The following is a 25,273-nucleotide window of genomic DNA, read 5'->3' on the forward strand; positions in this document are numbered from 1 at the left end:
CGGCACTAGCTCAGTTGGTAGAGCGCAACCTTGCCAAGGTTGAGGTCACGAGTTCGAGCCTCGTGTGCCGCTCCAATCTCTAAAAAATTCCAAAAACACTTTCTTAAATAATTTAGTTAATACCAAGATTTGCTTACAGCTTATGCTTACAGCTAGTTTTAGATCTGGCCTTGAACGGTCGCGATAATACGTCTAGCGCCACCATGATCTCGGTGTTCACCTAAATAGATACCTTGCCAAGTACCTAGCATTAAACGGCCTTGGTTAATTGGAATAGTGAGCTCAGCACCTAATGTACTGCTTTTTATGTGGGCTGGCATGTCGTCATCACCTTCATAATCATGGCGGTAATAACTTTGTCGTTCTGGCACAAAATGATTGAAGTGACTTTCCATATCCATTCTTACTGTAGGATCTGCATTTTCGTTAATAGTTAAGCTTGCAGAAGTGTGTTGAATGAATAGGTGTAATAAGCCGACTTTGTATTGTGCTATCTCTGGAAGTTGACGAAGTAGCTCGTCATCAATGATGTGAAAGCCTCGTGAGCGAGGCTTCAATTGAATGGTTTTTTGCTGCCAGCTCATAGTTTATCAAAGCTAACTTCAATATTGGCGTTACCATCAGCAGACGTGAATGGAATTAACACTTTAGCGCCTTCACATTTATGTGCAATTGTATGTCCCTTACCAGACACTACAACTGGCGTCGCCATATCAAACTCATAGCCTTTTTCGCCAAGTAGGTTTTTAGCGCCACCTGTTACCATGTTAGTAATTTCACCTACCATGTCGGTTACTTCTTCGTTCACCGCATCAGGGCGTTCACCTAGCATTCTTTCCATAATCGTCAGTGCTAGATTTTCATCAAAGGTGATTGAAAGTGAACCTTTAGTTTGTGGGCCAACCATACCAATCAAACCTGATACATCGCCACGGGCTAGTTCGTCTTTCTTTAAACTAGGTTTACCCGGCTTTAATTCTGTTTGAGCCATAGTGCTCAATACATTTAATAATGATGATAAAAAAGGGTTGATGAACTCCACATTCATTATTTATTTTCCCTTAGGTTTCGAAATGCCGTTAATCATACTTTAAGTGTAGTGGTTGTTTCAAACACCGCACTTATTCTTTGCATTTTTCGCATTTACCGTGCGCTTCGATTGTTTGTCCTGAGACAATAAATCCACTTTCTGCAGCTAAGTTATTAAGTTCATGAGAAATTACTGTTGAATGTAATTCTTTTACATAACCACAGCTGTCACAAATTAATAACTGTACAGGGTGAATGTGATCAAAATGATGGCACAACATAAATGAGTTGGTGCTTTCAATTTTATGAATAAAGCCAAGTTCCGATAAGAAATCGAGCGCTCGATAAATAGTGGCAGGTTTTGCGCCTGACTCAGTTAATTTGAGTTGTTCTAATAAGTCATAAGCACCCACACCACCTTGCGCACTAGCTAACAGGCGGAATACTTTTTCACGGATAGGTGTGAAACGTGCACCACGATTATCGCATACTTGTTTTGCTTTACTGACGAGTGATTCTATATTCATCTTCTCTTATCCTTACGCTACCGTGATATACTAACATACTGTATTGTAGTTGCAGTGTTTTTATTCGCTAACACGTTTTCAGGGAGTTTTCTTAATGAGTGAATTGCTAGCTGCATTCATTTTCTTTTTTGCCGTCATTGATCCTATCGGGACCGTGCCTGTTTTTATTGCTGTTACACGCTGGGATGACGCCAAATTTAAGCGTAAAGTTGCATTAAAAGCGGTTGGCGTTTCGGCACTGGTGCTATTATTTTTTGTTGTTGCGGGCGAATTACTTTTAAACGCGATCAATATTCCACTTTCGGCATTTCAGATTGCCGGAGGTATCGTATTATTACTGTTTGCTCTGTCGATGATCTTCGGTGAAAGTAAACCAGAAACAGAAATCAAAAGTGTTCGAGATAGCACCGAAACCGCTATTTTCCCTTTGGCGATTCCTTCTATTGCCAGCCCCGGTGCCATGCTTGGTGCAGTACTGATGACTCGAAATACCGAATACACTTGGTATGAGCAGCTTATAACCTCATCAATTATGCTTTCAGTACTAGTCATCGTGCTGGTTTTATTACTACTTGCCACGCATGTTCATAAGTTAATTGGTGATAGTGGCGCGAGTATTATTAGTCGGGTGATGGGCTTAATTTTATCGTCAGTAGCGGTGACTAATATTTTAGGCGGTATCGCTCACTACTTTGGTTTGAGTGTTGTTGGCTAGTTTTAATTTAAAGTGCATTTTCAGTGATTTAAACTTTGAATAATTGCCTTCTTTTATCTAACTTTAAAGAAGGCAATACAAAATTTAAGGAACAAAGAATGCTAATCAAAAATGTCGTCTTATCTGTTTTTCTGATTTTTAGTTTAGGTGCTTGCATGGAGCCGACCTATGATAGTGGTAAGCTAAAAGTCATTGAAGTAACAGATCATGATTTTAAAATTAATGGTGAAAGCGCAGTAACCGTAATTGTTGGTCATGCCAATGTGGCGGAATACAGCTTTTCACTTCGTAAAAGTGATTTAAAGAAAGGCACGCTCCTGCAGTCTGTGTCTGACAGTAATCCAAATGTACGTGCAGATGCTACCTTCTTTAGTGAATATTATGTGCAATCAAAAGATCATGATACGCGTGCATCAATTGAAATTGTCGAAATGGACCCCGTTGAGAAAGTAGCGCGAATTGCAGTGGGTGCTAAGTTAGTTAACCTGAAAAACGAGGACTACAAAGAGCTTGAAATTACGATTTTGGAGCTTACGGGCCAAAACCTTGAACATCTCCTAAGTAAAGTAAAAATGTAGACTTAGCATTTTACCTTATTCATCAAAGAAGTGAGATTGCAGTACACTTCTTCGCCTCTTTTCATCATCTGATCTTCGATTAAGCCATGCCGCGAGCCAGCTTCGGTGGTATAATGGTCGCAATTTTTCATTTCGGTGCATACCTAAAGGGTATGTGTCATCGCTATATTAAGCGTTAATCGTATTAGGTAATTTAAGTTGCAAGTAAATGCATTGATCTTTAAAGGGGCCATGTTATGAGCACAACGACATTAAACCGCCGTTTTTCCGTGGCACCCATGTTAGATTGGACTGATCGTCACTGTCGAACCTTTCACCGCAAAATGACTAAGCATTCTGTGCTATATACAGAGATGGTGACAACCGGCGCTATTTTATTTGGTAAAGGCGATTACTTACACTTTAATGAGCATGAAGGGCCAGTGGCATTGCAACTCGGTGGCTCAGATCCTGAAGCGTTGGCTAAGTGTGCAAAGTTAGCGGCGGAGCGCGGCTATCATGAAGTAAATTTAAATGTCGGCTGTCCGTCTGATCGTGTACAAAATGGTCGTTTTGGTGCTTGTTTAATGGCTGAGCCTAAACTGGTTGCTGACTGCGTTGCTGCAATGAAGGCCGAGGTGACTATTCCTGTTACTGTTAAAACTCGCATTGGTATTGATGAGCAAGACTCGTATGAGTTTTTATGTGCTTTAATTGAAGCGAGTCATGATGTTGGCTGTGATGACTTTATTATTCATGCGCGTAAAGCGTGGTTAAATGGCTTAAGCCCAAAAGAGAATCGTGAGATCCCACCTCTTGATTACCCGCGGGTTTACCAGTTGAAAAAAGATTATCCGCAACTTCACTTAAGCTTAAATGGTGGCGTGAAAACAATTGCTGATAGCGTAGCTCACCTTGAGTATGTTGATGGCATTATGATTGGTCGTGAGGCGTATAGTAATCCGTTTATTTTGTCTGAGGTTGACGAAAACATTTATGGTGATGAAGCCTTTACGCTAAGTCGTCATCAGGTTGTACGCTCGATGTACGACTATATTGAAGACGAAATGAGTAAAGGCGCTAACTTTTGGCATATAGCTCGCCATATGTTGGGAATTTTTCAAGGCCAACCTGGTGCGCGTGGTTTTAGACGCCACCTTTCAGAAAAAGGCCATGGTAAAGCGGCCGATTTATCTGTTATGGATAAAGCCTTAAGTTTTGTCCCAGAAGCCTAATCATTTACCCTATTAAAAAAGCCACATTTTGTGGCTTTTTTTGATCCTAAAATTTAGTGAAAAAGTTAATTTTTTAGTCAAATTAGTTATTTTTCATTCAGTCACTAGTCAGCCTAAATCTAAATTCAATTGACTCAACTTATTGTATCTAAATAACAAATTTAATTTATTCGTTAGTTGGCACAAGAATTGGAATCTCCTAGCTGTATTAACCCAATAATCAACAGGAGAGTCACATGGGTGTATTAAATCGCGTAAATGACATTATTCAGGCAAACCTTTCTGCAGCATTAGACAAAGCTGAAGATCCTGAAAAGTTACTTAATCTACTCGTGCAAGAAATGCAGGATGCACTGACTGAATGCCGTGCAACTGCTGCGACATTCTTAACGCAAGAAAAGCAAATGAAGCGTGAAATTGCTGCAAAAGAAGCGAAAGTAGCTGATTGGCAAGCGAAAGCAGAAAAAGCGTTGAGTAAAGATCGTGATGATCTTGCCAAAGCAGCATTAGTTGAAAAGCAGCGTTTAACGACAGAAATCGAAGCGCAACAAGCTGAAATGGATAAAGTGGCAGAGTCACTCGCTAAATTGACAGAAGATTGTCAGCGTTTACAAAACAAGCTTGCAGATGCAAAGGCCAAACAGCTGACTTACATGCAAAAAGAACGCGTTGTTACAGCACGCTTAAAAGTAAAAGAGCAGCTGCATAGCAGTAAAGTTGAAGATGCATTAGCGCGTTTTGACTACTTAGAGCAGCGCGTTGAAAACATTGAGTCGCAAGTTGAGGCGTATGAACTGACACAAACTGGTGCTGCAAATTCAACAGCAGCACAATTCGCTGCCCTTGAGAAAGATGAAGCAATCGATAAAGAGCTTGCTGACTTGAAAGCAACGATGAAGCAGTCGGCTTAGGAGGTTAATAATGAATACTTATCACACATCGACACGTTGGTACCGTGATCTGAGTAATAAAAAGATCTCGGGTGTATGTAGCGGACTCGCTGCGCGCTTGGGCTTCCCTGTATGGTCAACACGTCTGGTCATGATCATATTACTTATTCAAATGCCGCTGTTAATAGGTGTGGGTTATTTAGTGGCTCATTGCACTTTACCCGTGAAAGGTTACTAGGAGTAGAGCATGAAAACGTTAGCTATCATCATTTTGGCAATGTTATTACTATGCACTGATGCGGTTTCATTTGTATCGTTTGACTCATGGCAATTACCTTTATCAATTGCTGATATGAGTTGGGCTGGGCTTGAGGTCATCGGTGCAATAGTGGCAGTCATTGCCGTCGTTGCAGGTGTTGCGCTATTCACTATTGGGCTGCTAGGCGCAGGTGTTGTTGCTTTGATTGGTGTTGTGCTTGCGTTTTTATTTGGCTCAGTAATGATTGCATGGCCACTTTTACTAATCGCAGCATTATGCTGGTTGATTGCCGATAACAAAAAATCGCCAGCTTAAGGTACTAATAAACTGCCTTAATACATAAAATATGCTAAATTTAGCGGGTAAGTTAATGTCTTAACAAGGATTAAAACATAATGAAACTGTGGCCCGCACTCTCTTTTCTTACCGCAAGTTTATTCTTTAGTACTTTTTTATCTGCCCATAGTGGCCATGATCATAGCGATGTTGCCGAAGTAACCGTAAGCAATGCGCAGGTACGTGAATTTTTACCAGCCAGTAAAGCCAGCGTGGCTTATTTAACTATTACTAACCCAAGTGAGCATGCAACGGTATTAACTAAAGCTGAGCTTAATGGTTTAGGACGTGTTGAAATTCATCAGCATACTCATGTTGATGGCATGATGAAAATGGAACAGGTTTTATCATTAAAGATTGATGGTCACAGCAGTGTTGAGTTTAAACCGGGTGGTTATCACTTAATGGTGTTTGAACCTGAAGATCAACTAAAAGCAGGGCAAGAACGAAAACTCACGCTATATTTTAATGATGGCAATCGAGTTTTTACTCAAGCCAAGGTTGTGTCTTTACAAGAAATGTCTGAGCAGGCATCAAAAAAAAGTAAAGAGCACTCACATCACTAGGAGGTATTATGTCTGAGCATAAAGGAAAAATAGCCAGTGCATTACTTATTATACTAATTATTTTTTACGCGATTGCTGTTTACTGGAGTAGTGAACCAGCTCGTATGGATGTTGTTAGCAAGGCAAAACAGGAAGCGCAAATGCGCGGTGAAAAGTTTGTCACCGGCTACACAACAACAACTACGTTGATCAATGTGGCAAGTACATTATTAAATAAGCCTGGCGGCTACTTATCTAACGATATGATGCCACCAAGTGTAATGATGGATAACATGCCGGCGTGGGAATACGGCGCGCTTGAGATGACCCGAGATTTAGTGTTGTCGATGCGTAAAGACTTCAGTCGTTCACAGTCTCAATCAACTGAGCACGAAGCTCTTAAAAAAGCACAGCCGCAATTTAATATAAGCTCGGTAGCATGGGCATGGCCTAGCGCAGAAACTGAATATCAAAAGGGTATTGATTTACTTATTGTATACCGTACCCAAATTGCGGATCAGAACGATCGAGATAGCCAGTTTTATGCCCGTGCAGATAACTTACGTGGTTGGCTAAAAGAAGCTGAAAAGCGTTTAGGTAGTTTAAGCCAGCGTTTAAGTGCAAGTGTTGGTCAAGATCGTTTGAATACTGATTTAGCTGGCGATACTGCGGCTCATCAAGCAACATACACGCCTTTGCAAAGCCAAGTGAAAACATCTTGGTGGCAAATTGACGATGTGTTTTATGAATCGCGTGGTGCAACGTGGGCATTACTGCACTTTTTACAAGCGGTTGAATATGATTTTGCTGATGTCTTAGAAAAGAAAAATGCCCGTGTTAGTCTGCAACAAATTATTCGTGAATTAGAGGCCACACAAGAAACGGTGTGGAGCCCAATGATCTTAAATGGCAGTGGCTTTGGCTTTGTAGCTAACCACTCATTGGTCATGGCGAATTATATTTCTCGAGCCAATGCGGCTCTAATTGAACTTAGCGAACTTTTAGCGCAAGGATAAAATGATGAAAAAGTACTGTTTAGCAGCTGCCCTTTCAATGGCCTGTTTAGCTCCAACAGCGCAAGCTGATACATTATTAGGTTTATACCTAGGTGTTGATGGCTGGCAATCAGATAACAGCGGTAGTTTTGCTCAAGACGGAAATCTACAAAGCTTTAAATTTGATGATGAAACGTTTACGAGCTACTACGCAGCACTTGAGCACCCAGTGCCGTTAGTACCAAACATTAAACTAAAATACACTGAACTTGAGTTAAATGGTGATACAACACTTGATGAAACATTTAGTTTTGGTGGTTCTGATTACGTTGTAGGCACACAAGTAGGCACAGTGAGTGATTTATCACATGTTGACTACATCCTATATTACGAAATCTTTGATAATGATTTGGTTTCAATTGATTTAGGTGTAAACGCTAAACAATTTGACGGTGAAATTACGGTAACGGGTACTTCGCAAGAAGGTGGCCCAAGTACAACTGAGCGCGTTGATTTTTCTGGTTTCGTACCTTTAGTGTATGGTCGTGCTGAAGTTGGCTTGCCGTTAACAGGTTTAAGCGTATTCTTTGAAGGTAGCTTACTGGCTATCGACGATAGCAAAATTCAAGACTACCAAGCGGGTGTTGCATACGCTTTACTTGATAACTTAGCAATTGATATGGACATTAAAGCGGGTTACCGCTCAATGACTTTAGAGCTTGATGATATTGATGATATCTACACAGATTTAGATGCATCAGGCCCATTTGCGGGTATTCAAATCCACTTCTAATCGAGTTTTTCGGTTTATATTTAGCTGGCAGCTTTATTTTAAAGCTTGCCAGCTAACTTCAAATTCATCTTCTAATGATGTTGAAAGTATCTGCTTATAAGCCTTATTTATTGGCGATGCGATTAGCTTTCTTAACTCGTCGCCCGTTTGTGTAAATTTATAATAACTGAGTACTAAGTCATTACTTTTTGCTTTTAAAACCAAGCGTTGATTCATAAAGCTCAGCACCAGTTCTTGGCCAGCTTTTAAAACAGCTGATTCGATTTCTTTTCGATACAGCAAGTTAATATCCATCAGGGTAAGAATGTCAGGAAAGCTAACAGGGGTTTTCCCTAAATTAAATGACACCTTGTTACCTTTTCTAAGTAAATCAAACAGCGAAGGCTTCTTGTAAAAGCCAAGTAAAATTAAGTGGCTGTTATCTTTTTCATTGAAGCCACACAGTGATGTACAGCGCTGAAGGGCATCTGCTTCGCGCTGTGTCATGTGTTTAAGTGTTTGTAAGCTTTTAATCGAAAAGGTGCCCGGTGACACGGTCTCACCTGCGAGTATTTTTGCCCATAGCTTTTGCATTGAAGAATTAGCTGTGTCTTCACATAAACTAATAAAGCGCTCTATCCAATCAAAATCTGGTTGTTGTTGGCCCGTGACATCGGGGCAAAACGCCATAGCCATCGCCATAATGGTTTCGATATTTTCTTGGCGCTTAATGAATTGAATTTCTTGGCGAGTTTGGGCGCGCTCTAAAAGGCTTGCTTGCGCTTTAATTTGATAAGCTAACTGCTGTTGACCTTGTGCTGAGTAGCTGTCATCACCAGTATGGTTGATCCTAGCCGATGATGCCTTATGAATCGGGTAGCCAAGCTGGTTTTCTATGATATTAGCAAGATTAACTCTTGCCTGAGCTGCTTTCACTGTCATCGGTCACACTGTCCTTGCCTGTTGTTGCTAACTGCGCATGAGTTTTGATGTTATTGAGCGCCAGTTTTACTGTGTTATTGAGAATATACTGGCTTAGTAAAGCAAGGTAGCCACCAATAATAGGGGTGTTGACCTCACCTTTTAATGAACACTCAATGTTAATGTTATCGCCTTCAGGTAAATAGCGAATTGTGCCTTGGGCAATGTGTTCTTTATTAAATAAGATATTAAATGAAAGCTGGCTGTTGTCGAGTTGGGTGATGGTCATTTCACCTTCGCCAAAGCGACTTTGCCAAAATTGATGTGCACCTACTCCTTGGCTAGGTTCTGCAATGGTAAATTCGATACTCGGGTCGACAGCCTGCCATGGTTGCCATTTGGGCCATTGATTAAAGTCGCCAACAAGGCTCGCAACCTCAGCACTGCTCGCATTCACTTTAATTGATTTGTGAACGGTATATTGCGGTGAAAGCATGAGCCCAATCACAAGTGAGATCAGAATGCTGATAAAAATCGCTTTTAGGGTAAAAATGAGTATTTTAATAATCTCACCTCAGGCAATTGTTTTATAACTTTCATAACATTATACGTAACATAGACTATAATCTGTTTGATACTATATAAGCTATCACTAATGTATCATAGTTAAATAAGTGATAGAATTTTGAGCATCGCTGTAAAATGGAGTGGCGCCATAGTTACAGTATTACGGGGATCACTCTAAGGAATTATTAATGGCATCAGAGAGTAACGACTTTTTGTTTAGTGACCAAGATGACGAACAGTTAGTGGATGAAACTGTCTCTGATTTTTGGGACGTATTAATTGTCGATGATGATCCAGAAATACATTCAGTTACTAAGCTTGCCCTCTCAGGCGTTGAGTTTTGGGATAAAGGGCTGCGATTCCACCATGCCTACTCAGGTGCAGAAGCGCTCGAATTACTTAAAAATGACCATTCGATTTCGGTAATACTCCTTGATGTGGTTATGGAGTCAGATGATGCTGGCTTGCAAGTTGTAAAGCAGGTTAGAGAGTGCCTCAATAATCACAATGTGCGCATTATTTTACGTACCGGACAACCAGGCTATGCACCTGAAGAAAAAGTGATCCGCGAATACGATATCAACGACTACAAAACAAAAACAGAACTTACACGTAGTAAACTTATCACCGCCCTGGTTACTGCTATTCGCTCTTATGAGCAAGTATGTCAGCTCGAATTTCAAAGCCGCGCGTTAAATAATATTTTGTATGCATCTAAGGCTATTCTTGGTTTTACTGATATCAAAGCCTTTTCAATGGCAGTGATTAAGCAGCTCTCAATTATTTTAGATTGCGAACCGCAAGGTTTACTGTGTGGTTCTATTGAAGATGACAATCAGGTTTATGTTTTAGGTGGTTGTGCTGAATATAATGAGTTTATTGGCCAGGGTATTGAGCAGCTTGATGATGGTCGTATCATCATGCAAGTGAATAATTGCCTATCGCAAGGCGATCATCAGCATACTGATGTAGACAGTACCTATTTATTAAAAAGCAAAAATCGGCAAGCAGCGATTTACATAGAAACAGAGCACACGCCAAGTCCTACGCAACTACAATTTGCAGAAATCTTTTTAACTAATGTGAGTGTTGGTCTTGATAATGTCAGGTTGTTCAACCGTTTGCGTGATGCTGCATATAAAGATATTTTAACTGGCTTATCAAATCGTAATGACTTTATGAACAAAGTCGAGCGTTACTATCAGCCGGGTAAAAGCGACTTTGTATTTTTACTAATTGATGTTGCGCAATTCTCAGATATTAACAATGGCTTAGGCCAAGAAATAGGTAACTTATTACTTAATGCCATTGTTGATAGGCTGCAACAAGAATACCCAAATGCTGAGCTGCTCTCGCGCATTGGTGCAGATGTATTTGGCTTACTGTTACCAGTTGCTGAATGTGACGTTGAGTTACTTCGTGAGCATTTAAGTTTGCCGTTCAATGCTGGTGAACACATTTTACCAATCAATTTTAAAATCGGTTTATGTTACCAAGGTGATTTCCAGCAAGCCGGGATCGAGACCTTAAAACTCGGTTACATTGCGTTAAACCAAGCTAAAAAACAATCTTCTGAAATGGTGGTGACGTATACCCCAGATATGGAAGAGCAGATGGCATGGCGTTTGGGGATCATCAGGCAGCTTCGCCAAGATTTTGAGCAACGTAAATTAGAAGTGTGGTTTCAACCGCAACTTGATTTAAATACCCTCGAAATTATAGGTTGTGAAGCGCTGCTGCGTTGGCCTTCAGGAAATGGTCAGTATATTTCTCCGGCGATTTTCGTTCCTATGGCCGAAGATGCTGGTTTAATTGTTGAAATTGGTCAATGGGTGCTAGAGCAAGCATGTATGCAGCAAAAACGCCTAGAAGCGATGGGTTTTGCAATTAGCATTGCAGTAAACGTGTCTGTGCCACAATTTAAAGTTAAAGGCTATGCGCAGCAGGTTAAAGACACTTTAATTTAGTACGATGTAAAGCCGCAGTATATTGAACTTGAAGTAACCGAAAGCGTGGTTATGGATGAGCTTACGAATGTGATCACAACTTTAAAAGAGCTCAAAGAGTTTGGTATCGAGATTGCGATTGATGACTTTGGTACCGGCTTCTCATCATTAAGTTACTTGCAAAAACTGCCATTAGACAGACTCAAAATTGATCGTGATTTTATTAAAGACTTACCAGGTCAAGATTGTCAGGCGATTGCCGCATTAATTATTTCTCTTGGTGCAAGGTTAGGTTTAAAAACCATTGCTGAAGGAGTCGAAACCCAAGCGCAAGCAGATTATTTAGCTCAGCTTGGCTGTGATGAAGTGCAAGGCTTTATGTACGCTAAGCCTATGCCAGAAAAAGAGTTAATTACCTACCTGCAAGCTAAGCAATAGCTAGTTTGGACAAAAGCATACTAATTAAACAGCGCCCTTCAATATGTAGGGCGTTTTGTTTTCTATAATAATCTATAAGACTGAGGTATAATTCGCCCCTTTTGTTAGCAGAGTACACTTTATGAGCGCATTAAAAGCCGAGCGAGGCCTGTTTTCTTACCCTAAGTATTGGGCTGAATGCTATGGCACGGCGCCATTTTTACCAACCACTCGTGCAGAAATGGACGCGTTAGGTTGGGATAGCTGTGACGTGATCATTGTTAGTGGTGATGCGTATGTTGACCACCCAAGTTTCGGTATGGCTGTGATTGGTCGTATGCTTGAATCACAGGGATTTCGTGTGGGTATTATTGCGCAGCCTGATTGGAATTCAAAAGATGCCTTTATGGCGTTAGGCAAGCCTAACTTATTCTTTGGTGTTACAGCGGGTAATATGGACTCGATGATCAACCGTTATACTGCTGAAAAGCGTATGCGTCATGATGATGCTTACACACCGGGTAATATAGGTGGTAAACGTCCAGACCGTGCGGTGGTTGTATATAGCCAACGCTGTCGTGAAGCTTATAAAGATGTGCCGCTGATTATTGGTGGAATTGAGGCGAGCTTACGCCGTATTGCTCATTATGATTATTGGCAAGAAAAAGTACGCCGCAGCGTATTGTTTGATGCCAAAGCTGACATTCTAATTTACGGTAATGCTGAGCGCCCACTTGTTGAAGTTGCCCACCGTATTGCTGCGGGTGAGTCGGTTGAGACAATCCAAGATATTCGTGGTACTGCGGTTATTCGTAAAGAACCATTACCGGGTTGGCGTGGTAGTGACTCAACTGCAATTGATAAAATTGGTAAGATTGATCCAATTCCAAACCCGTACGGTGCAGATGATGTGGGTTGTAGTAAGTCTGAATTTAAACAAGCGGGAATCGATTTAAGTGCTGAGGCGGCTAAGCCAATCACTATTCAGCCTGCGCGCCCTAAGCCTTGGGAAAAGACCTACGTTAAGCTTCCAGCGTATGAGCAAGTAAGCGTGAATAAACCGCTTTATGCTCATGCCTCGCGTATTTTGCACCAAGAAACCAACCCAGGTTGTGCACGTGCGTTATTTCAACGCCATGGCGACCGTTCTATTTGGGTTAACCCGCCAGCATTTCCACTTGAAACCGAAGAAATGGATGGCGTATTTGGTTTGCCTTATCAGCGCATTCCGCACCCAAGTTACGGTGATGAAAAAATCCCAGCCTATGAAATGATTAAAACCTCGGTGAACATCATGCGTGGTTGCTTTGGTGGTTGTTCTTTCTGTTCGATTACAGAACACGAAGGACGCATTATTCAAAGCCGTTCTGAGCAATCAATTATTGATGAAATTGAGCAAATTCGTGACAAGGTGCCGGGATTTACAGGCGTTATCTCTGACTTAGGCGGACCGACAGCGAATATGTATAAGTTACGCTGTAAGAGCAAAAAGGCAGAGAGCACGTGTCGTCGTTTATCATGTGTTTATCCTGATATCTGTAAGCATATGGACACGGATCACACTCCAACCATTGAGCTTTATAAAAAAGCCCGTGATGTAAAAGGTGTGAAGAAAATTTTGATCGCGTCTGGCGTACGCTATGACTTAGCCGTTGAAGATCCACGCTACGTTAAAGAGTTGGTTACCCATCACGTAGGCGGGTACTTAAAAATTGCCCCTGAGCATACTGAAGATGGACCATTATCTAAGATGATGAAGCCGGGCATGGGTGCTTACGATAAGTTTAAAGAGCTATTTGATAAATACTCAAAAGAAGCGGGTAAAAAGCAGTATTTGATCCCGTATTTTATTTCTGCTCACCCAGGAACAAAAGACGAAGACATGGTGAACATGGCGCTGTGGCTAAAGGCTCATGACTTTAAACTTGATCAAGTACAAAACTTTTATCCATCGCCGATGGCTAATGCAACCACGATTTATCACACAGAGATGAACTCGTTGCGCAATATTAAAAACAATACTGAACAAGTGCCAGTACCAAAAGGTGCGCGTCAGCGTCGCTTACATAAAGCGATTTTACGCTACCACGATCCAGCTGGCTGGCCGATGATCCGCGAAGCTCTAAGAAAAATGGGGAAAGCGAATCTAATCGGTAAAGGGCCAAACTGCTTGGTACCTGAAGAAGGCCGTAATGAAAAAGCGGCGCAGGGTAAAGGTGGAAAAGGCCGTGCGGCACTGACGCGTCACACCGGGTTTAGCCAATTTAAAAAGGCCAATACCAAACCTAGAGTGGGTAAAAATAAGCAGCGCGCAAAGTAAATAGATATAAATACGGCCCTTTAAGGGCCGTTTTTATATTAGATCAATAACCAAGTCGCGGTGCCTAAAAAGGCAAAGATACCAACAATATCAGTGACGGTTGTCAGCACTACGCTCCCTGCAAGGGCTGGGTCAATTTTCATTTTCTTAAGAATTAATGGAATGCTCGCACCCGCAATACCAGCGGCAACAAGATTCATAAACATTGCAAAGGCCAGCACTGCACCGAGTTTAAAGTCCCACTGCCATAGGGCAACCACACCAGCAATTAATATCGACCAAATAATGCCATTCAGTGCGCCAATCGCTAACTCCTTAAGTAATAAGAAGCGTTGGTTGGTTTGGTTGATATGACCAACCGCTATACCACGAATAACCAGAGTTAGGGTTTGGCTACCCGCAACACCCCCCATTGAAGGGACGATACCATTGAGTACCGCTAAAATAGGCAAGATTGCTAAGGTGTTTTCGAAAAAGCTTGCCACAATGGCTGCTAAAAGTGCGGTTAATAAGTTAACCCCAAGCCAAATAGAGCGACGCTGTGAACTTTTTAGCACTGGCGCAAAGGTATCTTCTTCGTCGTCAAGACCAGCGAGGCTAAGCATGCTGTGCTCTGCATCTTCACGGATTACGTCAACGATATCATCGATGGTAATACGACCAAGCAAGTGAGCGTTATCATCCACAACAGGCGCTGAAATCCAGTTGTGACGTTCGAATAGTTGCGCCACATCACTTTCATCCATAGAGATTAGGATTGACTCACAGTCTTCATCCATTAAATCACGAACAATTTTATCTGATGGGCTGGTCAGCAATGTAGTTAATGAAAGCGCACCTAAGAAGCAGTTATGCTTATCAACTACATATAAGTCATCGGTACCTTCTGGTAGCTCACCTCGTAAGCGCAAATAGCGCAGTACAACATCTAGGGTAACGTCAGGACGAATGGTGACCGTATCGCTGTTCATCAAGGCACCGGCTGAGCGCTCTTGATAAGAAAGTGCTTGAGTAGCTCTCTCTCTATCTTGCGAGTCCATGGCACTGACAACGTCTTGATATACGGTATCAGGAAGACTACGTAAAACCTCACCTAAGTCATCGTCGTCCATATCTTCAGTGGCAGCAGCAATGTGCTCAGGCTCCATCTGGGCAATAATGCCAAGACGTACATCTTCAGAGAGTTCTTCTAGAACATCACCACGGACATCTGGATCAACCAGCTGCCAAAGCATACGACGAATTTTATGGGGAGAAGATTCAAGTAAAAGGGCTGTATCACAAGGTGCCGTTTTGGCTAACATACCGCGCACTTGAACAAATTGACCACTATTGAGTGACTTGGTCACTTGTTTGAGTTGTTGTAGTGGGTAATCTTGTTCAAAGGCTTCTGGCATTGGCGTCCTTACAACTGAAAAAAGTTTAAATAGGCTAAGCAAATACAGCATAGTTGCTTTGTAGTGTATTTGCAGAGATATCGTCGCACTGCGATAAATTTATTAAGAGTTTTGTAATTTAGAAAAGCGAGCGATATAAAAGTAGGATATTTAAAGGGAATTTTAAATATCCGAATTAAGTTTACCGTAAACCCTGAAGTCTTAGCAAATGCTATTCTTGCTCGTGGAAGCGTTGTGCAATTAATTCGCCGATTGCCGTTAATGCAGCATCGGCGTCAGGGCCTTCGCACACAACGCGAACTTCTTTACCCTGACTACTTTCAAGTAGCATTAATGCTAACACGCTGTCGCCTTCAGCTTCTTTATCATCTTGATAAAGCGTAATTTTGGCATCAAATTGCAGCGCTAATTGCGCTAAAACAGTAGCAGCACGAGCATGTAAGCCAAGTTTGTTTTGAATTAAAAAGGTATCTTCAGCGTGCATTGTTGGTGCCTAATTAAATGTCTTGTTCGCGGTGGCGAATTTTTACATTAGCATGGCTTTTGGCAAAGCTCTCACCAATTGTTTGCGCTAAGTAAACAGAGCGATGCTGGCCGCCGGTACAACCAATAGCAATGGTCAGGTAACTGCGGTTATTACGCTCTAAATGTGGCAACCAAGTTTGCACAAAGGTTTGTATTTGCCACGTGAACTTTTGCACTATGCTGTGGCTAGCTAGGTAATCTTTTACTGGTTGATCAAGGCCTGTTAGTGGCTTTAAATCAGGTTCCCAGTGTGGGTTAGGTAAAAAGCGTGCATCAAAAACGTAGTCAGCTTCTTTTGGAATACCATGCTTAAAGCCAAACGACATAAAAGTAATAATCAGCTTTTTATCTTTTTTACCTAAAATCTTTTCGCGAATTGATTCTGCTAACTGATGAACACTCAGATCAGTGGTATCAATCATAAAGTCAGCGCGAGTGATCAACACATCAAGCAGGATTTTTTCTTGTTTAATGGCCAGATCAAGCGGCAAAGAATCAATAGATAGTGGATGCAAGCGGCGTGTTTCTGAAAAGCGCTTGATCAGAGTTTGGTCATCACTGTCTAAATAGAATAGTGTTGGGTTTGCGAAACCTGGCAGGTACTCAAGAATATCATTAAATTCTTGCTGCTCTTTCGGTAAGTTACGCACGTCGATGCTGACCGCTATTTTATCGTAGTTATCAGACACACTACGTACGAGCGAAGGCAGTAAATTAACCGGAATATTATCAACGCAATAATAGCCCAAGTCTTCAAGTACTCGTAAAGCGACCGATTTACCTGAGCCTGAGCGACCGCTGATAATTATTAATTCCATTTATGCCTCTGCTGATATGACCTGAAACAGTTGCTGATCGGTAGTAGCACTACGCAGCTGTTTACAAAATTCTTTATCTTTAAGTCTATCAGCAATTGTTGATAAGGTCTTTAGGTGAAGCTGACAGTCACCATCTGGTACGATGAGTGCCACAAAAATATCAACTGGACGATTATCAATTGCATCAAAATTAATAGGGGATTCACTCACTATCACAAATGCATGAGGCTCATCTGCGCCGCTCATTCGGCCATGTGGAATAGCAATACCTCGGCCAATGCCGGTGCTACCTAGTTTTTCTCGGTTGAGTAAAGCATCTAGGATATCTTGTTGCGATAAATGAGGAAGCTGCTGGTGGGCCAGTTCGCTGATATATTCAAGAATTCTTTTTTTGCTATTAAAAAGGACCGCAGCTTTGCTGCAGTCCTGGTTAGTAAGTGAACTTAGTTTCATAATTTAATGTCGAGCTAATTTCTCTTTGTGTTTAATGACTTGGCGATCAAGTTTATCGATCAGTGAGTCAATGGCTGCGTACATATCTTGATGTTCTGTAGAAGCGAACAATTCGCCTCCGTTTACATGTAAAGTTGCTTCTGCTTTTTGGCTTAATTTTTCTACATCTAGAATGACATGAACATTATTAATATGGTCAAAATGCCTTTCTAGTTTTGCAAACTTGGTGTTTACATAGTCTCTTAATGAATCTGTGATTTCTACATGACGACCAGTTAAATTTAGTTGCATAAGCATTTTTCCTTCTATGTAAAACGTCTAAATCAGACTCTTACGCTGATTAGACGGAGGTATTGCTAGAGACTCACGATATTTTGCAATTGTACGTCTAGCTACTTTAATTCCTTGCTCAGCCAATATATCTGCAATTTTGCTATCACTCAATGGTTTAGCTGAGTTTTCTGCAGCGACTAACTTCTTGATTAAAGCGCGTATTGCTGTAGAAGAACACTCACCACCATTTTCGGTGCTGACATGGCTTGAGAAGAAATATTTCAACTCAAAAATACCCCGTGGGGTATGCATATATTTTTGCGTTGTTACCCGTGAAATCGTCGATTCATGCATTTCGACCATTTCAGCAACATCATTTAGCACCATCGGCTTCATTGCTTCAGGGCCATGCTCAAAGAAAGCTTGTTGTTGTTGAACGATACAGTTGGTCACTTTTAATAGCGTATCGTTACGGCTTTCTAAGCTTTTAATAAACCACTTAGCTTCTTGTAAGTGAGAGCGAATAAATTGGCTGTCGCTACTTGATTTTACAGAGCGAGACATCGCCGCATATTGGCTGTTCACTCTAATCTTTGGCATACAGTCTGGGTTTAACTCGACTACCCAGCGACCTTTTACTTTTTTTACTGATACATCAGGTATAACGTACTCAGACTCTTCGCGCACTATGCTATCCGCAGGCTTAGGATTTAAGCTGTGGATTAGTGTCATCACTTCTTTAAGCTCGTTTTCTTTAAGCTTAGTCTTTTTCATCAAAGTTCGATAGTCGCGACTCGCTAATAATTCGATATGCTCAGATAAAACCATTTTAGTTTCAGCTAAATATGGCGTATTAGCATCGAATTGGCGTAACTGAATGCACAGACATTCTTGTAAACTGCGCGCACCAATACCCACAGGATCAAATAACTGAATTCTTTTTAAGACCGCTTCGACTTCATCAAGTTCGATTTCTTCTTCATCGTTATTTTGATTAAAGCTTTCGACTATATCTTCACAGCTTACCGTTAAAATACCTGAGTCATCGATAGCTTCTACAATTGCCACAGCAATCGCTTCATCAGTAGGGCTAAATGGCGTGAGCTGTAATTGCCACATTAGGTATTCATGAAGGGTTTCGGTTGATGCTCCCTGGTAGATAGATTCATCTTCAGGCATTGGCCCTGACGATGTTGAAGGGGCGGCACTCATGTACTCATCCCACGTGACGTCCATTGCTAAGTCATCGCTTACGGTGTCTTTATTGAGAGCATCACTACTTTCTTGCTCGTACTCGCTAGGTGCTTCTTCGGCAGACGCGCTGACTTGCACATCGTCAGGCTCCGCTTTTTGCTCATTCTTGCCGGTGCTTTCTTCATTGTAATCCGCTTCTTCCACTTCAAGCAGGGGATTACTATCAAGCGCTTCTTGAATTTCTTGCTGGAGATCCAATGTACTGAGCTGCAACAAACGAATCGCTTGTTGCAGTTGTGGAGTCATTGTAAGTTGCTGGCCCATGCGCAGCTGTAATGATTGCCTCATGTATCCCTAACAATCCTTTTTAAGTTATCGATAACTGTATAAACACAGTTATCGATTTATTGTCATTGTTATAAGTCTAGCAGATGCTCTAGTCGCTGGCGTAATGGTTACAGCCTGAATTGCTCGCCTAGATATACATCGCGTACAGTTTGGTCTGCTAATACGTGCTCAGGTGTGCCTGATGCAATTAGCTCCCCATGAGAAACAATGTAGGCTTTTTCACAAACATCAAGGGTTTCTCGAACATTATGGTCAGTAATTAGTACACCGATACCACGATTTTTTAGGTGCTCAATAATTTTCTTTATATCTAACACTGAAATTGGATCAACACCAGCAAAAGGCTCATCTAAAAGGATAAATTTAGGATTAGCGGCTAATGCGCGAGCAATTTCTACACGGCGTCGCTCACCACCTGACAGCGCCATACCTTGGCTGTCACGAATGTGTTGAATACTAAACTCATCGAGTAAGCTATTGAGTGTTTCTTCGCGGGTGGTTTTATTTAGATCTTTACGAGTTTCTAAAATGGCCATCAAGTTTTGGTAAACCGTCAACTTTCGAAAAATTGACGATTCTTGTGGCAGATAGCCAATACCTAAACGCGCACGGCTATGCATTGGTAAAAGGGTGATATCGTTATCATCAATACTGATTTTACCTTTGTCGCTAGGTACTAGGCCTACAATCATATAGAAGGTCGTTGTTTTACCTGCGCCATTTGGACCAAGCAAGCCAACAATACTGCCAGCTTCAACTTCAAGACCGACATTTTTAACCACTTGGCGGCCTTTGTAGCTTTTAGCTAAAAGCTCTGCTTTTAATGTGCTCATGGTTGGCCTTTATTATCTTTTTTATTTTCAACAGGCACTAAAATAGTGTGTACACGATCTGTTGAGTTTTCGTCTTTTTCAGCACTGATCAGCTGCTGTGCCATATCATAGGTAATGCTTTTTGCTGTTACTTTTTGACCTGCTTGAGTAACTTCAGCTTCACCATTTAAGGTTAAGAAGCGTTTTGCAACATCATAACGAACTTCTTCTGCGCTAGCGCTCATTACGGTGCCATCAGCTTGCTTTTCTTCGAAGTAAGCAGGCTTACCTGTGGCAATAATCAACTCTACTGTACCTTCGGTATCACCGCCGTGTGCTTCAAGGCGCTCTGCGGTAATACGACGATTACCATGCACGATCTCTACGTTACCTTCAAATATGCCAACGCCATCTTTTAGTTTACCTACTTGGCGATCTGAGCTAATGCTAATTTGAGCGCCAGTTTGCTCGGCAGCTGCGCCCGAAAAGGCAATCAATAAGCTTGGGATCAGGAGTAATTTCTTCAGTTTATTGGTCATAGTATATGGTTCGTGTATGGTTAGTTAACTCAACAATTTCGGTTTTTAAATCGGCTTTTAAGCCTTTCCCGGTAATCTTTAAATTCGGTCCTGTTAGTGTCACAGGTTGCTTAGAAAACATGGTCATTTTATCAATGTCGACATTAATGTTTTCTGCTTTTATATCTTCAATCATGCCGTTGTGGGTTAAGTTTTTAGCAACTACATCCCCTTCAAAAATCAGCTGATCGTTTTCGTACAATGTGGCTTCTTTGGCTTTTACTTGCCAAACCTGCTGGTCGCCATAAATAGTAAAAATAGGTTGCTCAAAAAAGGTAAACCCTAATTGTTGATACAACTCCATTTTAGCAGCAGCCACTTTATGACTAATTTTGCCTTGCTCGTCATACGCTGTTTGCTTTAACGCCACTGCGGTGTAATCAGGTGTTGCGATGATCTCGTCTTCACTAGTTATTGTGTCTGTTGATTGGTTAAAGTACGGGTACCATAACCACACCATGCAACAAACAAAAACAATACTCAGTAAAATACGGGCTATATTCATGCGCTGGTTCCATCGCTAGTTAACGGCTTACCGTTTTCTAACATCAGTAAATCAGTTAATTCACGCACAGCTCCAAAGCCACCTGGTAATAATGTGGTGTAATGAGCCAGCTTTTTAATCAGTGGGTGTGCGTCGTTTACAGCAATGGCAAACCCTACTTTTTCCATTACTGGTAAGTCTGGACCATCATCACCAATATAGGCAATTTGTTCATCAGTCAGCCCCAGTTTATCTTTTAACTCTTGATAAGCAATCAGCTTATCTTCTTGTCCCTGATAAATGTGCTGAACTGTTAGGCTAGTCATTCGCTGCTGAACTATTTGTGAATGGCGGCCAGTAATCACTGCCACTTCAAAGCCACTATTAATGAGCGCTTTAATACCAAAGCCATCTTTAGTATTAAATGCTTTAAGCTCTTCGCCATCATTACCTAAGTAAATTCGGCCATCAGAAAAAACGCCATCTATATCACAGATTAGCAATTTTACTTTTTGTGCGCGCTGACTCACATCAGGGCTAAGAGGCTGGTATAGCTCGGCGAATGTCATTGCTTAAAGAACTCCTGCTTTTAATAGGTCTTGCATATTAAGGGCACCAATTGGCGTATTACTTTGATCTACCACAATTAAACCATTGATACGTTTACGTTCCATAATATTTAAAGCTTCAGCTGCAAGCATATCAGGGCGAGCAGTTGTACATGAACGGGTCATTACTTGGCTAATTGCCGTATTATGGATATCGATGCGCTGTTCTAAAATACGGCGTAAGTCACCATCAGTGAATAATCCGGCTAACTTTTCATCTTCACCAATCACCGCGGTCATACCAAGGCCCTTGGCTGACATTTCGATTAGTGCGTCTTTAATGCTTTGGGTTTCGCTCACGATTGGCGTGGCGTCGCCTGCGTGCATCACATCATCTAATGTAAGTAATAAACGTTTACCTAAGCTGCCACCCGGGTGCGAAAGCGCAAAATCATCGGCTGTGAAACCACGGGTTTCAAGTAACGCAACCGCCATTGCATCACCCATAACCAAGGTCGCTGTGGTACTTGCAGTTGGCGCAAGGCCTAATGGACATGCCTCTTGGCTTACTTTAATGCACACATGTACATCAGACAGTTTGGCCATGGTTGAGTCTGGGTTGCCTGTTAGTGAAATCATTTTTGCGCCAATGCGCTTGATAACAGGGATAATGCTAAGTACTTCGCTGGTTTCGCCTGAGTTCGAAATACACATCACCACATCATCACGGGTGATCATGCCTAAATCACCGTGGCTTGCTTCGCCAGGATGAACAAAAAATGCCGGTGTGCCAGTACTTGCAAGGGTCGCCGCAATTTTATTACCAACGTGGCCAGACTTGCCCATACCAATCACAATAATACGACCTGTACATTGGAACATTAATTGGCAAGCGTTATCGAAATCTTGATTTATATATTGCTCAATTTCTTGTAAAGCTTGTGCTTCAATTTCGAGTACGCGCTTACCCTGCGCGATAAAGCTAGGTTGTGTCATTAATTATCCTACTTGGCTGAAAATATAGCCCTGATATGCAATAAATGCGACTAACAAGAAGCCACCTTCTACTCTATTGATACGACGAGCACCTTTAAAGTTCAATGACATGGCAATCAATACAATCGTTGCTGCAATCATGATAAGTGCATCGCGGTTTGCCGCAGAAGGGTCAATAATTGATGGGTTGATAATACCCGCAAGTGGTAATACGGCGAGTAAATTGAAAATGTTTGAGCCAACGATATTACCAAGCGCTAAATCGTCTTCGTTTTTTAATACCCCTGCAATACAGGCTGCCAGCTCTGGTAAGCTGGTACCAATAGCAATAATGGTTAAGCCTATTACAAGGTCTGATAGACCAAAATATTTTGCGATATCAACGGCTGATTCAACTAAAAAATGTGAACTAATTGGTAATAAAATCATGCCGATGATTAACCAAAACACGGCAGATTTAGTGCTTACATCGTTCGGAACGTCTTCACATGCTTCGCTAACAAATGGGTCATCTTGATTTTTAGCACGCAGAGATACAATAACTAAACCACCAATAAACACAGCAAAAGCAATCATCAAGGCAATGCCTTCAGCGAACGAAAAATAGTTATCTGAGAACACATACCAAGCGGCTACTGAGATTAACAGTACCAGCGGCATTTCACGTTTAAGTGTCATTGAAGATACTGAAAGAGGGCGTAGTAAAGCTGTGACACCAAGTACAAGTAAGATATTAGTAATGTTAGAGCCGACCGCATTACCTACCGCAGTATCTGTTTTATCAGCAAGTGCTGCTGATGCAGATACCATCATTTCAGGGGCTGAAGAGCCCATAGCAACAACGGTTAAACCAATGATTAGGGTGGGGATCCCCATATTTTTCGCGAGTGCAGCCGCCCCATAAACAAACCGATCGGCACTCCAAACGAGTGCAGCAAAACCAATAATTAAAATGACAAAAGAAGTCACCATTGTGATACGCCAACATTACTTATACAGATGACTGCAAATAGTAACAAAAGCGAACCTGAAAGTATAAGTAAAAGAATGGGCTGGCTAGCATAAAGCGTGCTTAGCAAGGAAACTAAATTTCAGGTGTCGTTAAGCTCTTTGCAGCTAGCTTTAGAATTTATTGATAGAAAATATTACAAAATTTTACGATTTGTTTTTTCCATCTTGACTAAAAAACCCTTAAAATGGCAAAACTAGTGAAAAACGTTATGGAGAGCGACTTGTCGCAATCAATAGTAGAAATCAAGGATGTAACCTTTTCACGGGGCGATAGAATCATATATAAAAATATGAGTTTTAACATTCCGAAAGGCAAGATTACCGCTATCATGGGACCAAGCGGCATTGGTAAAACCACCATGTTGCGCTTAATTGGCGGTCAGCTTAAACCTGATTCTGGTGACATTTTATTTGAAGGCAACAGCATTCCTGGCATGACTCGCAAGGAACTTTATGCTGCCCGCACCAAAATGAGTATGCTGTTTCAAAGTGGCGCTTTATTTACCGATATGTCAGTGTTTGACAATATCGCCTTTCCTTTGCGTGAACATACTCAACTCAGCGAAGATTTAATCCGTCTTGTCGTTTTAATGAAATTACAAGCTGTCGGCTTACGTGGTGCACAAGACTTAATGCCGTCTGAGCTTTCTGGTGGTATGGCTCGCCGTGCTGCTTTAGCGCGTTCAATTGCTCTTGATCCAGAGCTTATCATGTACGATGAGCCATTTGCTGGCCAAGATCCTATCTCTATGGGTGTGTTAGTTAAGCTAATAAAATCACTGAATGAGGTGCTAGGTTTATCATCACTGATCGTGACCCATGATGTAACAGAGGTTATGAGTATTGCTGATCACGTGATCATTATTGCTGATCAAGGGGTGATAGGCGAAGGCTCACCAGAGCAAATGCAAAACCATGAATCTGAACTTGTACAACAGTTCTTAAATGGTTTATCGGATGGCCCTGTACCATTCCATTTCCCAGCTCCTGCGTATGATGATGAATTACTAGGAGTGCATAATGCTTGATCTATTCCAGAAGTTAGGTCACAAAACATTAGGGCGCTTCGCAGCGCTTGGCCGTTCTACTCAGATGTTGTTTGGTGCACTCGTTAATGTGCCGAACTTCAAAAAAGGCACGCCTTTACTTGTTCGCCAATTATATATGGTGGGCTCGCAATCTCTTTTAATCATTATGGTGTCAGGCTTATTCATCGGTATGGTGCTCGCCCTGCAGGGTTATACCGTATTAGTAGGCTATGGTGCCGAAGATAGCTTAGGGCCTTTAGTGGCATTGAGCTTATTACGTGAGTTAGGCCCTGTAGTAACAGCGTTATTGTTTGCAGGCCGCGCGGGTAGTGCACTTACTGCTGAAATTGGTTTAATGAAAGCAACTGAGCAATTATCAAGTTTAGAAATGATGGCGATTGATCCACTTAAACGCATTATTGCACCGCGTTTTTGGGCTGGTTTTATCAGTATGCCATTGCTTGCATTGATCTTTTCTGCGGTTGCTATTATCGGCGCTCATTTAGTGGGTGTTGATTGGCTTGGTGTTGACTCAGGAAGCTTCTGGTCAATCATGCAAGCGCAAGTGTCGTTTCAACAAGATATTGTGAACGGCATGATTAAGAGTTTTGTATTCGCCATGATTGTGACTTGGATTGCACTTTACAAAGGCTATGACTGTGTTCCTACTTCAGAGGGGATCAGTAAAGCGACAACAGAAACCGTTGTGCACTCGTCATTGGCAGTATTAGGTTTTGACTTTATTTTAACAGCGGTAATGTTTACCAGCTAATTAGG

The 25,273-nt window shown here is 41.6% G+C and carries 29 protein-coding genes and 1 pseudogene; 13 read left to right on the forward strand and 17 right to left on the reverse strand.

What is annotated here, in order from left to right; genetic code table 11:
• Positions 1 to 158: 158 nt before the first annotated feature.
• The 3 genes from HUS61_RS19380 to HUS61_RS19390 all read right to left on the reverse strand — a co-directional run bounded on the left by HUS61_RS19380 (position 159) and on the right by HUS61_RS19390 (position 1,556).
• Complete coding sequence (locus tag HUS61_RS19380; protein ID WP_054561120.1) at positions 159 to 584, reverse strand: secondary thiamine-phosphate synthase enzyme YjbQ; 426 nt, start codon at positions 582 to 584, stop codon at positions 159 to 161.
• On the reverse strand, positions 581 to 1,048 hold the full coding sequence (locus HUS61_RS19385) for a chemotaxis protein CheX (RefSeq protein WP_175083479.1): 468 nt from the start codon (positions 1,046 to 1,048) through the stop codon (positions 581 to 583). Before HUS61_RS19385 ends, HUS61_RS19380 begins: the two co-directional genes overlap by 4 nt.
• A gap of 73 nt (positions 1,049 to 1,121) precedes the next feature.
• Entirely contained in the window at positions 1,122 to 1,556 is a 435-nt protein-coding gene (locus HUS61_RS19390) for a transcriptional repressor (protein ID WP_054554141.1), read from the reverse strand.
• Between the two features lie 94 nt (positions 1,557 to 1,650).
• Between HUS61_RS19390 and HUS61_RS19395 the strand changes: the two genes are divergently transcribed.
• The 9 genes from HUS61_RS19395 (at position 1,651) to HUS61_RS19435 (ending at position 7,881) form a co-directional block, all read left to right on the forward strand.
• Complete coding sequence (locus tag HUS61_RS19395; RefSeq protein WP_055020798.1) at positions 1,651 to 2,271, forward strand: MarC family protein; 621 nt, start codon at positions 1,651 to 1,653, stop codon at positions 2,269 to 2,271.
• Between the two features lie 155 nt (positions 2,272 to 2,426).
• Entirely contained in the window at positions 2,427 to 2,849 is a 423-nt protein-coding gene (locus HUS61_RS19400; protein ID WP_175083480.1) for a hypothetical protein, read from the forward strand.
• 236 nt (positions 2,850 to 3,085) lie between these two features.
• Positions 3,086 to 4,063 (forward strand): tRNA dihydrouridine(20/20a) synthase DusA, encoded by a 978-nt coding sequence (gene dusA, locus HUS61_RS19405; protein WP_175083481.1) that lies wholly within the window; start codon positions 3,086 to 3,088, stop codon positions 4,061 to 4,063.
• Positions 4,064 to 4,299: 236 nt separating this feature from the next.
• Positions 4,300 to 4,974, forward strand: coding sequence for a PspA/IM30 family protein (locus HUS61_RS19410; protein WP_175083482.1), 675 nt, complete (start codon positions 4,300 to 4,302; stop codon positions 4,972 to 4,974).
• 10 nt (positions 4,975 to 4,984) lie between these two features.
• Entirely contained in the window at positions 4,985 to 5,191 is a 207-nt protein-coding gene (locus HUS61_RS19415; RefSeq protein WP_054554145.1) for a PspC domain-containing protein, read from the forward strand.
• A 9-nt stretch (positions 5,192 to 5,200) separates the two neighbouring features.
• On the forward strand, positions 5,201 to 5,527 hold the full coding sequence (locus HUS61_RS19420; protein WP_054554146.1) for a hypothetical protein: 327 nt from the start codon (positions 5,201 to 5,203) through the stop codon (positions 5,525 to 5,527).
• A gap of 80 nt (positions 5,528 to 5,607) precedes the next feature.
• Positions 5,608 to 6,114: a copper chaperone PCu(A)C gene (locus tag HUS61_RS19425; RefSeq protein WP_175083483.1), complete on the forward strand. Its 507-nt coding sequence runs from the start codon at positions 5,608 to 5,610 to the stop codon at positions 6,112 to 6,114.
• An 8-nt stretch (positions 6,115 to 6,122) separates the two neighbouring features.
• The gene (locus HUS61_RS19430) at positions 6,123 to 7,109 is read left to right on the forward strand and encodes a DUF2333 family protein (RefSeq protein WP_062566536.1); all 987 of its coding nucleotides are present in this window, start codon (positions 6,123 to 6,125) and stop codon (positions 7,107 to 7,109) included.
• A 4-nt stretch (positions 7,110 to 7,113) separates the two neighbouring features.
• Positions 7,114 to 7,881, forward strand: a complete 768-nt coding sequence (locus tag HUS61_RS19435) for a TIGR04219 family outer membrane beta-barrel protein (RefSeq protein ID WP_062566535.1) — start codon at positions 7,114 to 7,116, stop codon at positions 7,879 to 7,881.
• 33 nt (positions 7,882 to 7,914) lie between these two features.
• Here the strand turns inward: HUS61_RS19435 and HUS61_RS19440 are convergent, their stop codons facing one another.
• Together HUS61_RS19440 and HUS61_RS19445 are read right to left on the reverse strand one after the other, a co-directional pair.
• Positions 7,915 to 8,802: a TIGR03899 family protein gene (locus HUS61_RS19440; protein WP_175083484.1), complete on the reverse strand. Its 888-nt coding sequence runs from the start codon at positions 8,800 to 8,802 to the stop codon at positions 7,915 to 7,917.
• Positions 8,771 to 9,277, reverse strand: a complete 507-nt coding sequence (locus HUS61_RS19445; RefSeq protein WP_258536050.1) for an SRPBCC family protein — start codon at positions 9,275 to 9,277, stop codon at positions 8,771 to 8,773. The genes HUS61_RS19440 and HUS61_RS19445 overlap by 32 nt, the downstream gene beginning before the upstream one ends.
• A gap of 259 nt (positions 9,278 to 9,536) precedes the next feature.
• On the opposite strand from HUS61_RS19445, the pseudogene HUS61_RS19450 reads away from it, so the two are divergent.
• A pseudogene (locus HUS61_RS19450) lies at positions 9,537 to 11,732 on the forward strand (EAL domain-containing protein).
• 121 nt (positions 11,733 to 11,853) lie between these two features.
• A complete protein-coding gene (locus HUS61_RS19455) occupies positions 11,854 to 14,031 on the forward strand; it encodes a YgiQ family radical SAM protein (protein WP_175083485.1) in 2,178 nt (725 codons plus the stop codon).
• Positions 14,032 to 14,069: 38 nt separating this feature from the next.
• On the opposite strand, the gene mgtE is transcribed toward HUS61_RS19455, so the two are convergent.
• The 12 genes from mgtE to HUS61_RS19515 form a co-directional block, all read right to left on the reverse strand.
• Positions 14,070 to 15,428, reverse strand: coding sequence for a magnesium transporter (mgtE, locus tag HUS61_RS19460; RefSeq protein ID WP_054561109.1), 1,359 nt, complete (start codon positions 15,426 to 15,428; stop codon positions 14,070 to 14,072).
• Positions 15,429 to 15,639: 211 nt separating this feature from the next.
• Complete coding sequence (locus HUS61_RS19465) at positions 15,640 to 15,912, reverse strand: HPr family phosphocarrier protein (RefSeq protein ID WP_054561108.1); 273 nt, start codon at positions 15,910 to 15,912, stop codon at positions 15,640 to 15,642.
• A 13-nt stretch (positions 15,913 to 15,925) separates the two neighbouring features.
• Positions 15,926 to 16,771, reverse strand: a complete 846-nt coding sequence (rapZ, locus tag HUS61_RS19470) for an RNase adapter RapZ (protein WP_054561107.1) — start codon at positions 16,769 to 16,771, stop codon at positions 15,926 to 15,928.
• Positions 16,772 to 17,224 carry a PTS IIA-like nitrogen regulatory protein PtsN gene (gene ptsN / locus HUS61_RS19475; protein WP_054561106.1) on the reverse strand — a complete coding sequence of 151 codons (453 nt, stop codon included), beginning with the start codon at positions 17,222 to 17,224 and terminating at the stop codon, positions 16,772 to 16,774.
• A 3-nt stretch (positions 17,225 to 17,227) separates the two neighbouring features.
• The gene (gene hpf / locus HUS61_RS19480) at positions 17,228 to 17,515 is read right to left on the reverse strand and encodes a ribosome hibernation promoting factor (RefSeq protein ID WP_036971325.1); all 288 of its coding nucleotides are present in this window, start codon (positions 17,513 to 17,515) and stop codon (positions 17,228 to 17,230) included.
• A 27-nt stretch (positions 17,516 to 17,542) separates the two neighbouring features.
• Positions 17,543 to 19,039, reverse strand: coding sequence for an RNA polymerase factor sigma-54 (locus tag HUS61_RS19485; protein ID WP_175080034.1), 1,497 nt, complete (start codon positions 19,037 to 19,039; stop codon positions 17,543 to 17,545).
• 107 nt (positions 19,040 to 19,146) lie between these two features.
• Positions 19,147 to 19,872: an LPS export ABC transporter ATP-binding protein gene (gene lptB, locus HUS61_RS19490; RefSeq protein ID WP_062566533.1), complete on the reverse strand. Its 726-nt coding sequence runs from the start codon at positions 19,870 to 19,872 to the stop codon at positions 19,147 to 19,149.
• A complete protein-coding gene (gene lptA, locus HUS61_RS19495; protein ID WP_062566532.1) occupies positions 19,869 to 20,390 on the reverse strand; it encodes a lipopolysaccharide transport periplasmic protein LptA in 522 nt (173 codons plus the stop codon). Before lptA ends, lptB begins: the two co-directional genes overlap by 4 nt.
• A complete protein-coding gene (lptC, locus tag HUS61_RS19500) occupies positions 20,380 to 20,934 on the reverse strand; it encodes an LPS export ABC transporter periplasmic protein LptC (RefSeq protein ID WP_062566531.1) in 555 nt (184 codons plus the stop codon). Before lptC ends, lptA begins: the two co-directional genes overlap by 11 nt.
• Entirely contained in the window at positions 20,931 to 21,482 is a 552-nt protein-coding gene (gene kdsC / locus HUS61_RS19505; protein WP_175083486.1) for a 3-deoxy-manno-octulosonate-8-phosphatase KdsC, read from the reverse strand. The genes lptC and kdsC overlap by 4 nt, the downstream gene beginning before the upstream one ends.
• Positions 21,483 to 21,485: 3 nt before the next feature.
• Positions 21,486 to 22,457 (reverse strand): KpsF/GutQ family sugar-phosphate isomerase, encoded by a 972-nt coding sequence (locus tag HUS61_RS19510; protein ID WP_175083487.1) that lies wholly within the window; start codon positions 22,455 to 22,457, stop codon positions 21,486 to 21,488.
• Between the two features lie 3 nt (positions 22,458 to 22,460).
• Positions 22,461 to 23,429 carry a calcium/sodium antiporter gene (locus HUS61_RS19515; RefSeq protein ID WP_175083488.1) on the reverse strand — a complete coding sequence of 323 codons (969 nt, stop codon included), beginning with the start codon at positions 23,427 to 23,429 and terminating at the stop codon, positions 22,461 to 22,463.
• A 248-nt stretch (positions 23,430 to 23,677) separates the two neighbouring features.
• On the opposite strand from HUS61_RS19515, the gene HUS61_RS19520 reads away from it, so the two are divergent.
• Together HUS61_RS19520 and mlaE are read left to right on the forward strand one after the other, a co-directional pair.
• Complete coding sequence (locus HUS61_RS19520; RefSeq protein ID WP_082401555.1) at positions 23,678 to 24,496, forward strand: ATP-binding cassette domain-containing protein; 819 nt, start codon at positions 23,678 to 23,680, stop codon at positions 24,494 to 24,496.
• Entirely contained in the window at positions 24,489 to 25,268 is a 780-nt protein-coding gene (gene mlaE / locus HUS61_RS19525) for a lipid asymmetry maintenance ABC transporter permease subunit MlaE (RefSeq protein ID WP_054554167.1), read from the forward strand. Before HUS61_RS19520 ends, mlaE begins: the two co-directional genes overlap by 8 nt.
• The last annotated feature ends 5 nt before the right edge of the window (positions 25,269 to 25,273 follow it).

Source organism: Pseudoalteromonas sp. 0802 (assembly GCF_013350085.1).
Taxonomy (GTDB): domain Bacteria; phylum Pseudomonadota; class Gammaproteobacteria; order Enterobacterales; family Alteromonadaceae; genus Pseudoalteromonas.

What these genes read in the sequence shown, in the direction of transcription:
- mgtE (WP_054561109.1), bottom strand. Translation starts at nt 15,428, where the DNA reads ATGCCAGAAGCCTTTGAACAAGATTACCCACTACAACAACTCAAACAA.
- HUS61_RS19455 (WP_175083485.1), top strand. Translation starts at nt 11,854, where the DNA reads ATGAGCGCATTAAAAGCCGAGCGAGGCCTGTTTTCTTACCCTAAGTAT.
- HUS61_RS19510 (WP_175083487.1), bottom strand. Translation starts at nt 22,457, where the DNA reads ATGACACAACCTAGCTTTATCGCGCAGGGTAAGCGCGTACTCGAAATT.
- lptC (WP_062566531.1), bottom strand. Translation starts at nt 20,934, where the DNA reads ATGAATATAGCCCGTATTTTACTGAGTATTGTTTTTGTTTGTTGCATG.
- HUS61_RS19385 (WP_175083479.1), bottom strand. Translation starts at nt 1,048, where the DNA reads ATGAATGTGGAGTTCATCAACCCTTTTTTATCATCATTATTAAATGTA.
- HUS61_RS19420 (WP_054554146.1), top strand. Translation starts at nt 5,201, where the DNA reads ATGAAAACGTTAGCTATCATCATTTTGGCAATGTTATTACTATGCACT.
- lptA (WP_062566532.1), bottom strand. Translation starts at nt 20,390, where the DNA reads ATGACCAATAAACTGAAGAAATTACTCCTGATCCCAAGCTTATTGATT.
- HUS61_RS19380 (WP_054561120.1), bottom strand. Translation starts at nt 584, where the DNA reads ATGAGCTGGCAGCAAAAAACCATTCAATTGAAGCCTCGCTCACGAGGC.
- dusA (WP_175083481.1), top strand. Translation starts at nt 3,086, where the DNA reads ATGAGCACAACGACATTAAACCGCCGTTTTTCCGTGGCACCCATGTTA.
- HUS61_RS19520 (WP_082401555.1), top strand. Translation starts at nt 23,678, where the DNA reads ATGGAGAGCGACTTGTCGCAATCAATAGTAGAAATCAAGGATGTAACC.
- hpf (WP_036971325.1), bottom strand. Translation starts at nt 17,515, where the DNA reads ATGCAACTAAATTTAACTGGTCGTCATGTAGAAATCACAGATTCATTA.
- HUS61_RS19515 (WP_175083488.1), bottom strand. Translation starts at nt 23,429, where the DNA reads ATGGTGACTTCTTTTGTCATTTTAATTATTGGTTTTGCTGCACTCGTT.
- HUS61_RS19415 (WP_054554145.1), top strand. Translation starts at nt 4,985, where the DNA reads ATGAATACTTATCACACATCGACACGTTGGTACCGTGATCTGAGTAAT.
- HUS61_RS19445 (WP_258536050.1), bottom strand. Translation starts at nt 9,277, where the DNA reads ATGCTTTCACCGCAATATACCGTTCACAAATCAATTAAAGTGAATGCG.
- HUS61_RS19435 (WP_062566535.1), top strand. Translation starts at nt 7,114, where the DNA reads ATGAAAAAGTACTGTTTAGCAGCTGCCCTTTCAATGGCCTGTTTAGCT.
- ptsN (WP_054561106.1), bottom strand. Translation starts at nt 17,224, where the DNA reads ATGAAACTAAGTTCACTTACTAACCAGGACTGCAGCAAAGCTGCGGTC.
- HUS61_RS19425 (WP_175083483.1), top strand. Translation starts at nt 5,608, where the DNA reads ATGAAACTGTGGCCCGCACTCTCTTTTCTTACCGCAAGTTTATTCTTT.
- HUS61_RS19465 (WP_054561108.1), bottom strand. Translation starts at nt 15,912, where the DNA reads ATGCACGCTGAAGATACCTTTTTAATTCAAAACAAACTTGGCTTACAT.
- HUS61_RS19395 (WP_055020798.1), top strand. Translation starts at nt 1,651, where the DNA reads ATGAGTGAATTGCTAGCTGCATTCATTTTCTTTTTTGCCGTCATTGAT.
- HUS61_RS19430 (WP_062566536.1), top strand. Translation starts at nt 6,123, where the DNA reads ATGTCTGAGCATAAAGGAAAAATAGCCAGTGCATTACTTATTATACTA.
- mlaE (WP_054554167.1), top strand. Translation starts at nt 24,489, where the DNA reads ATGCTTGATCTATTCCAGAAGTTAGGTCACAAAACATTAGGGCGCTTC.
- HUS61_RS19410 (WP_175083482.1), top strand. Translation starts at nt 4,300, where the DNA reads ATGGGTGTATTAAATCGCGTAAATGACATTATTCAGGCAAACCTTTCT.
- HUS61_RS19390 (WP_054554141.1), bottom strand. Translation starts at nt 1,556, where the DNA reads ATGAATATAGAATCACTCGTCAGTAAAGCAAAACAAGTATGCGATAAT.
- rapZ (WP_054561107.1), bottom strand. Translation starts at nt 16,771, where the DNA reads ATGGAATTAATAATTATCAGCGGTCGCTCAGGCTCAGGTAAATCGGTC.
- kdsC (WP_175083486.1), bottom strand. Translation starts at nt 21,482, where the DNA reads ATGACATTCGCCGAGCTATACCAGCCTCTTAGCCCTGATGTGAGTCAG.
- HUS61_RS19440 (WP_175083484.1), bottom strand. Translation starts at nt 8,802, where the DNA reads ATGACAGTGAAAGCAGCTCAGGCAAGAGTTAATCTTGCTAATATCATA.
- lptB (WP_062566533.1), bottom strand. Translation starts at nt 19,872, where the DNA reads ATGAGCACATTAAAAGCAGAGCTTTTAGCTAAAAGCTACAAAGGCCGC.
- HUS61_RS19400 (WP_175083480.1), top strand. Translation starts at nt 2,427, where the DNA reads ATGGAGCCGACCTATGATAGTGGTAAGCTAAAAGTCATTGAAGTAACA.
- HUS61_RS19485 (WP_175080034.1), bottom strand. Translation starts at nt 19,039, where the DNA reads ATGAGGCAATCATTACAGCTGCGCATGGGCCAGCAACTTACAATGACT.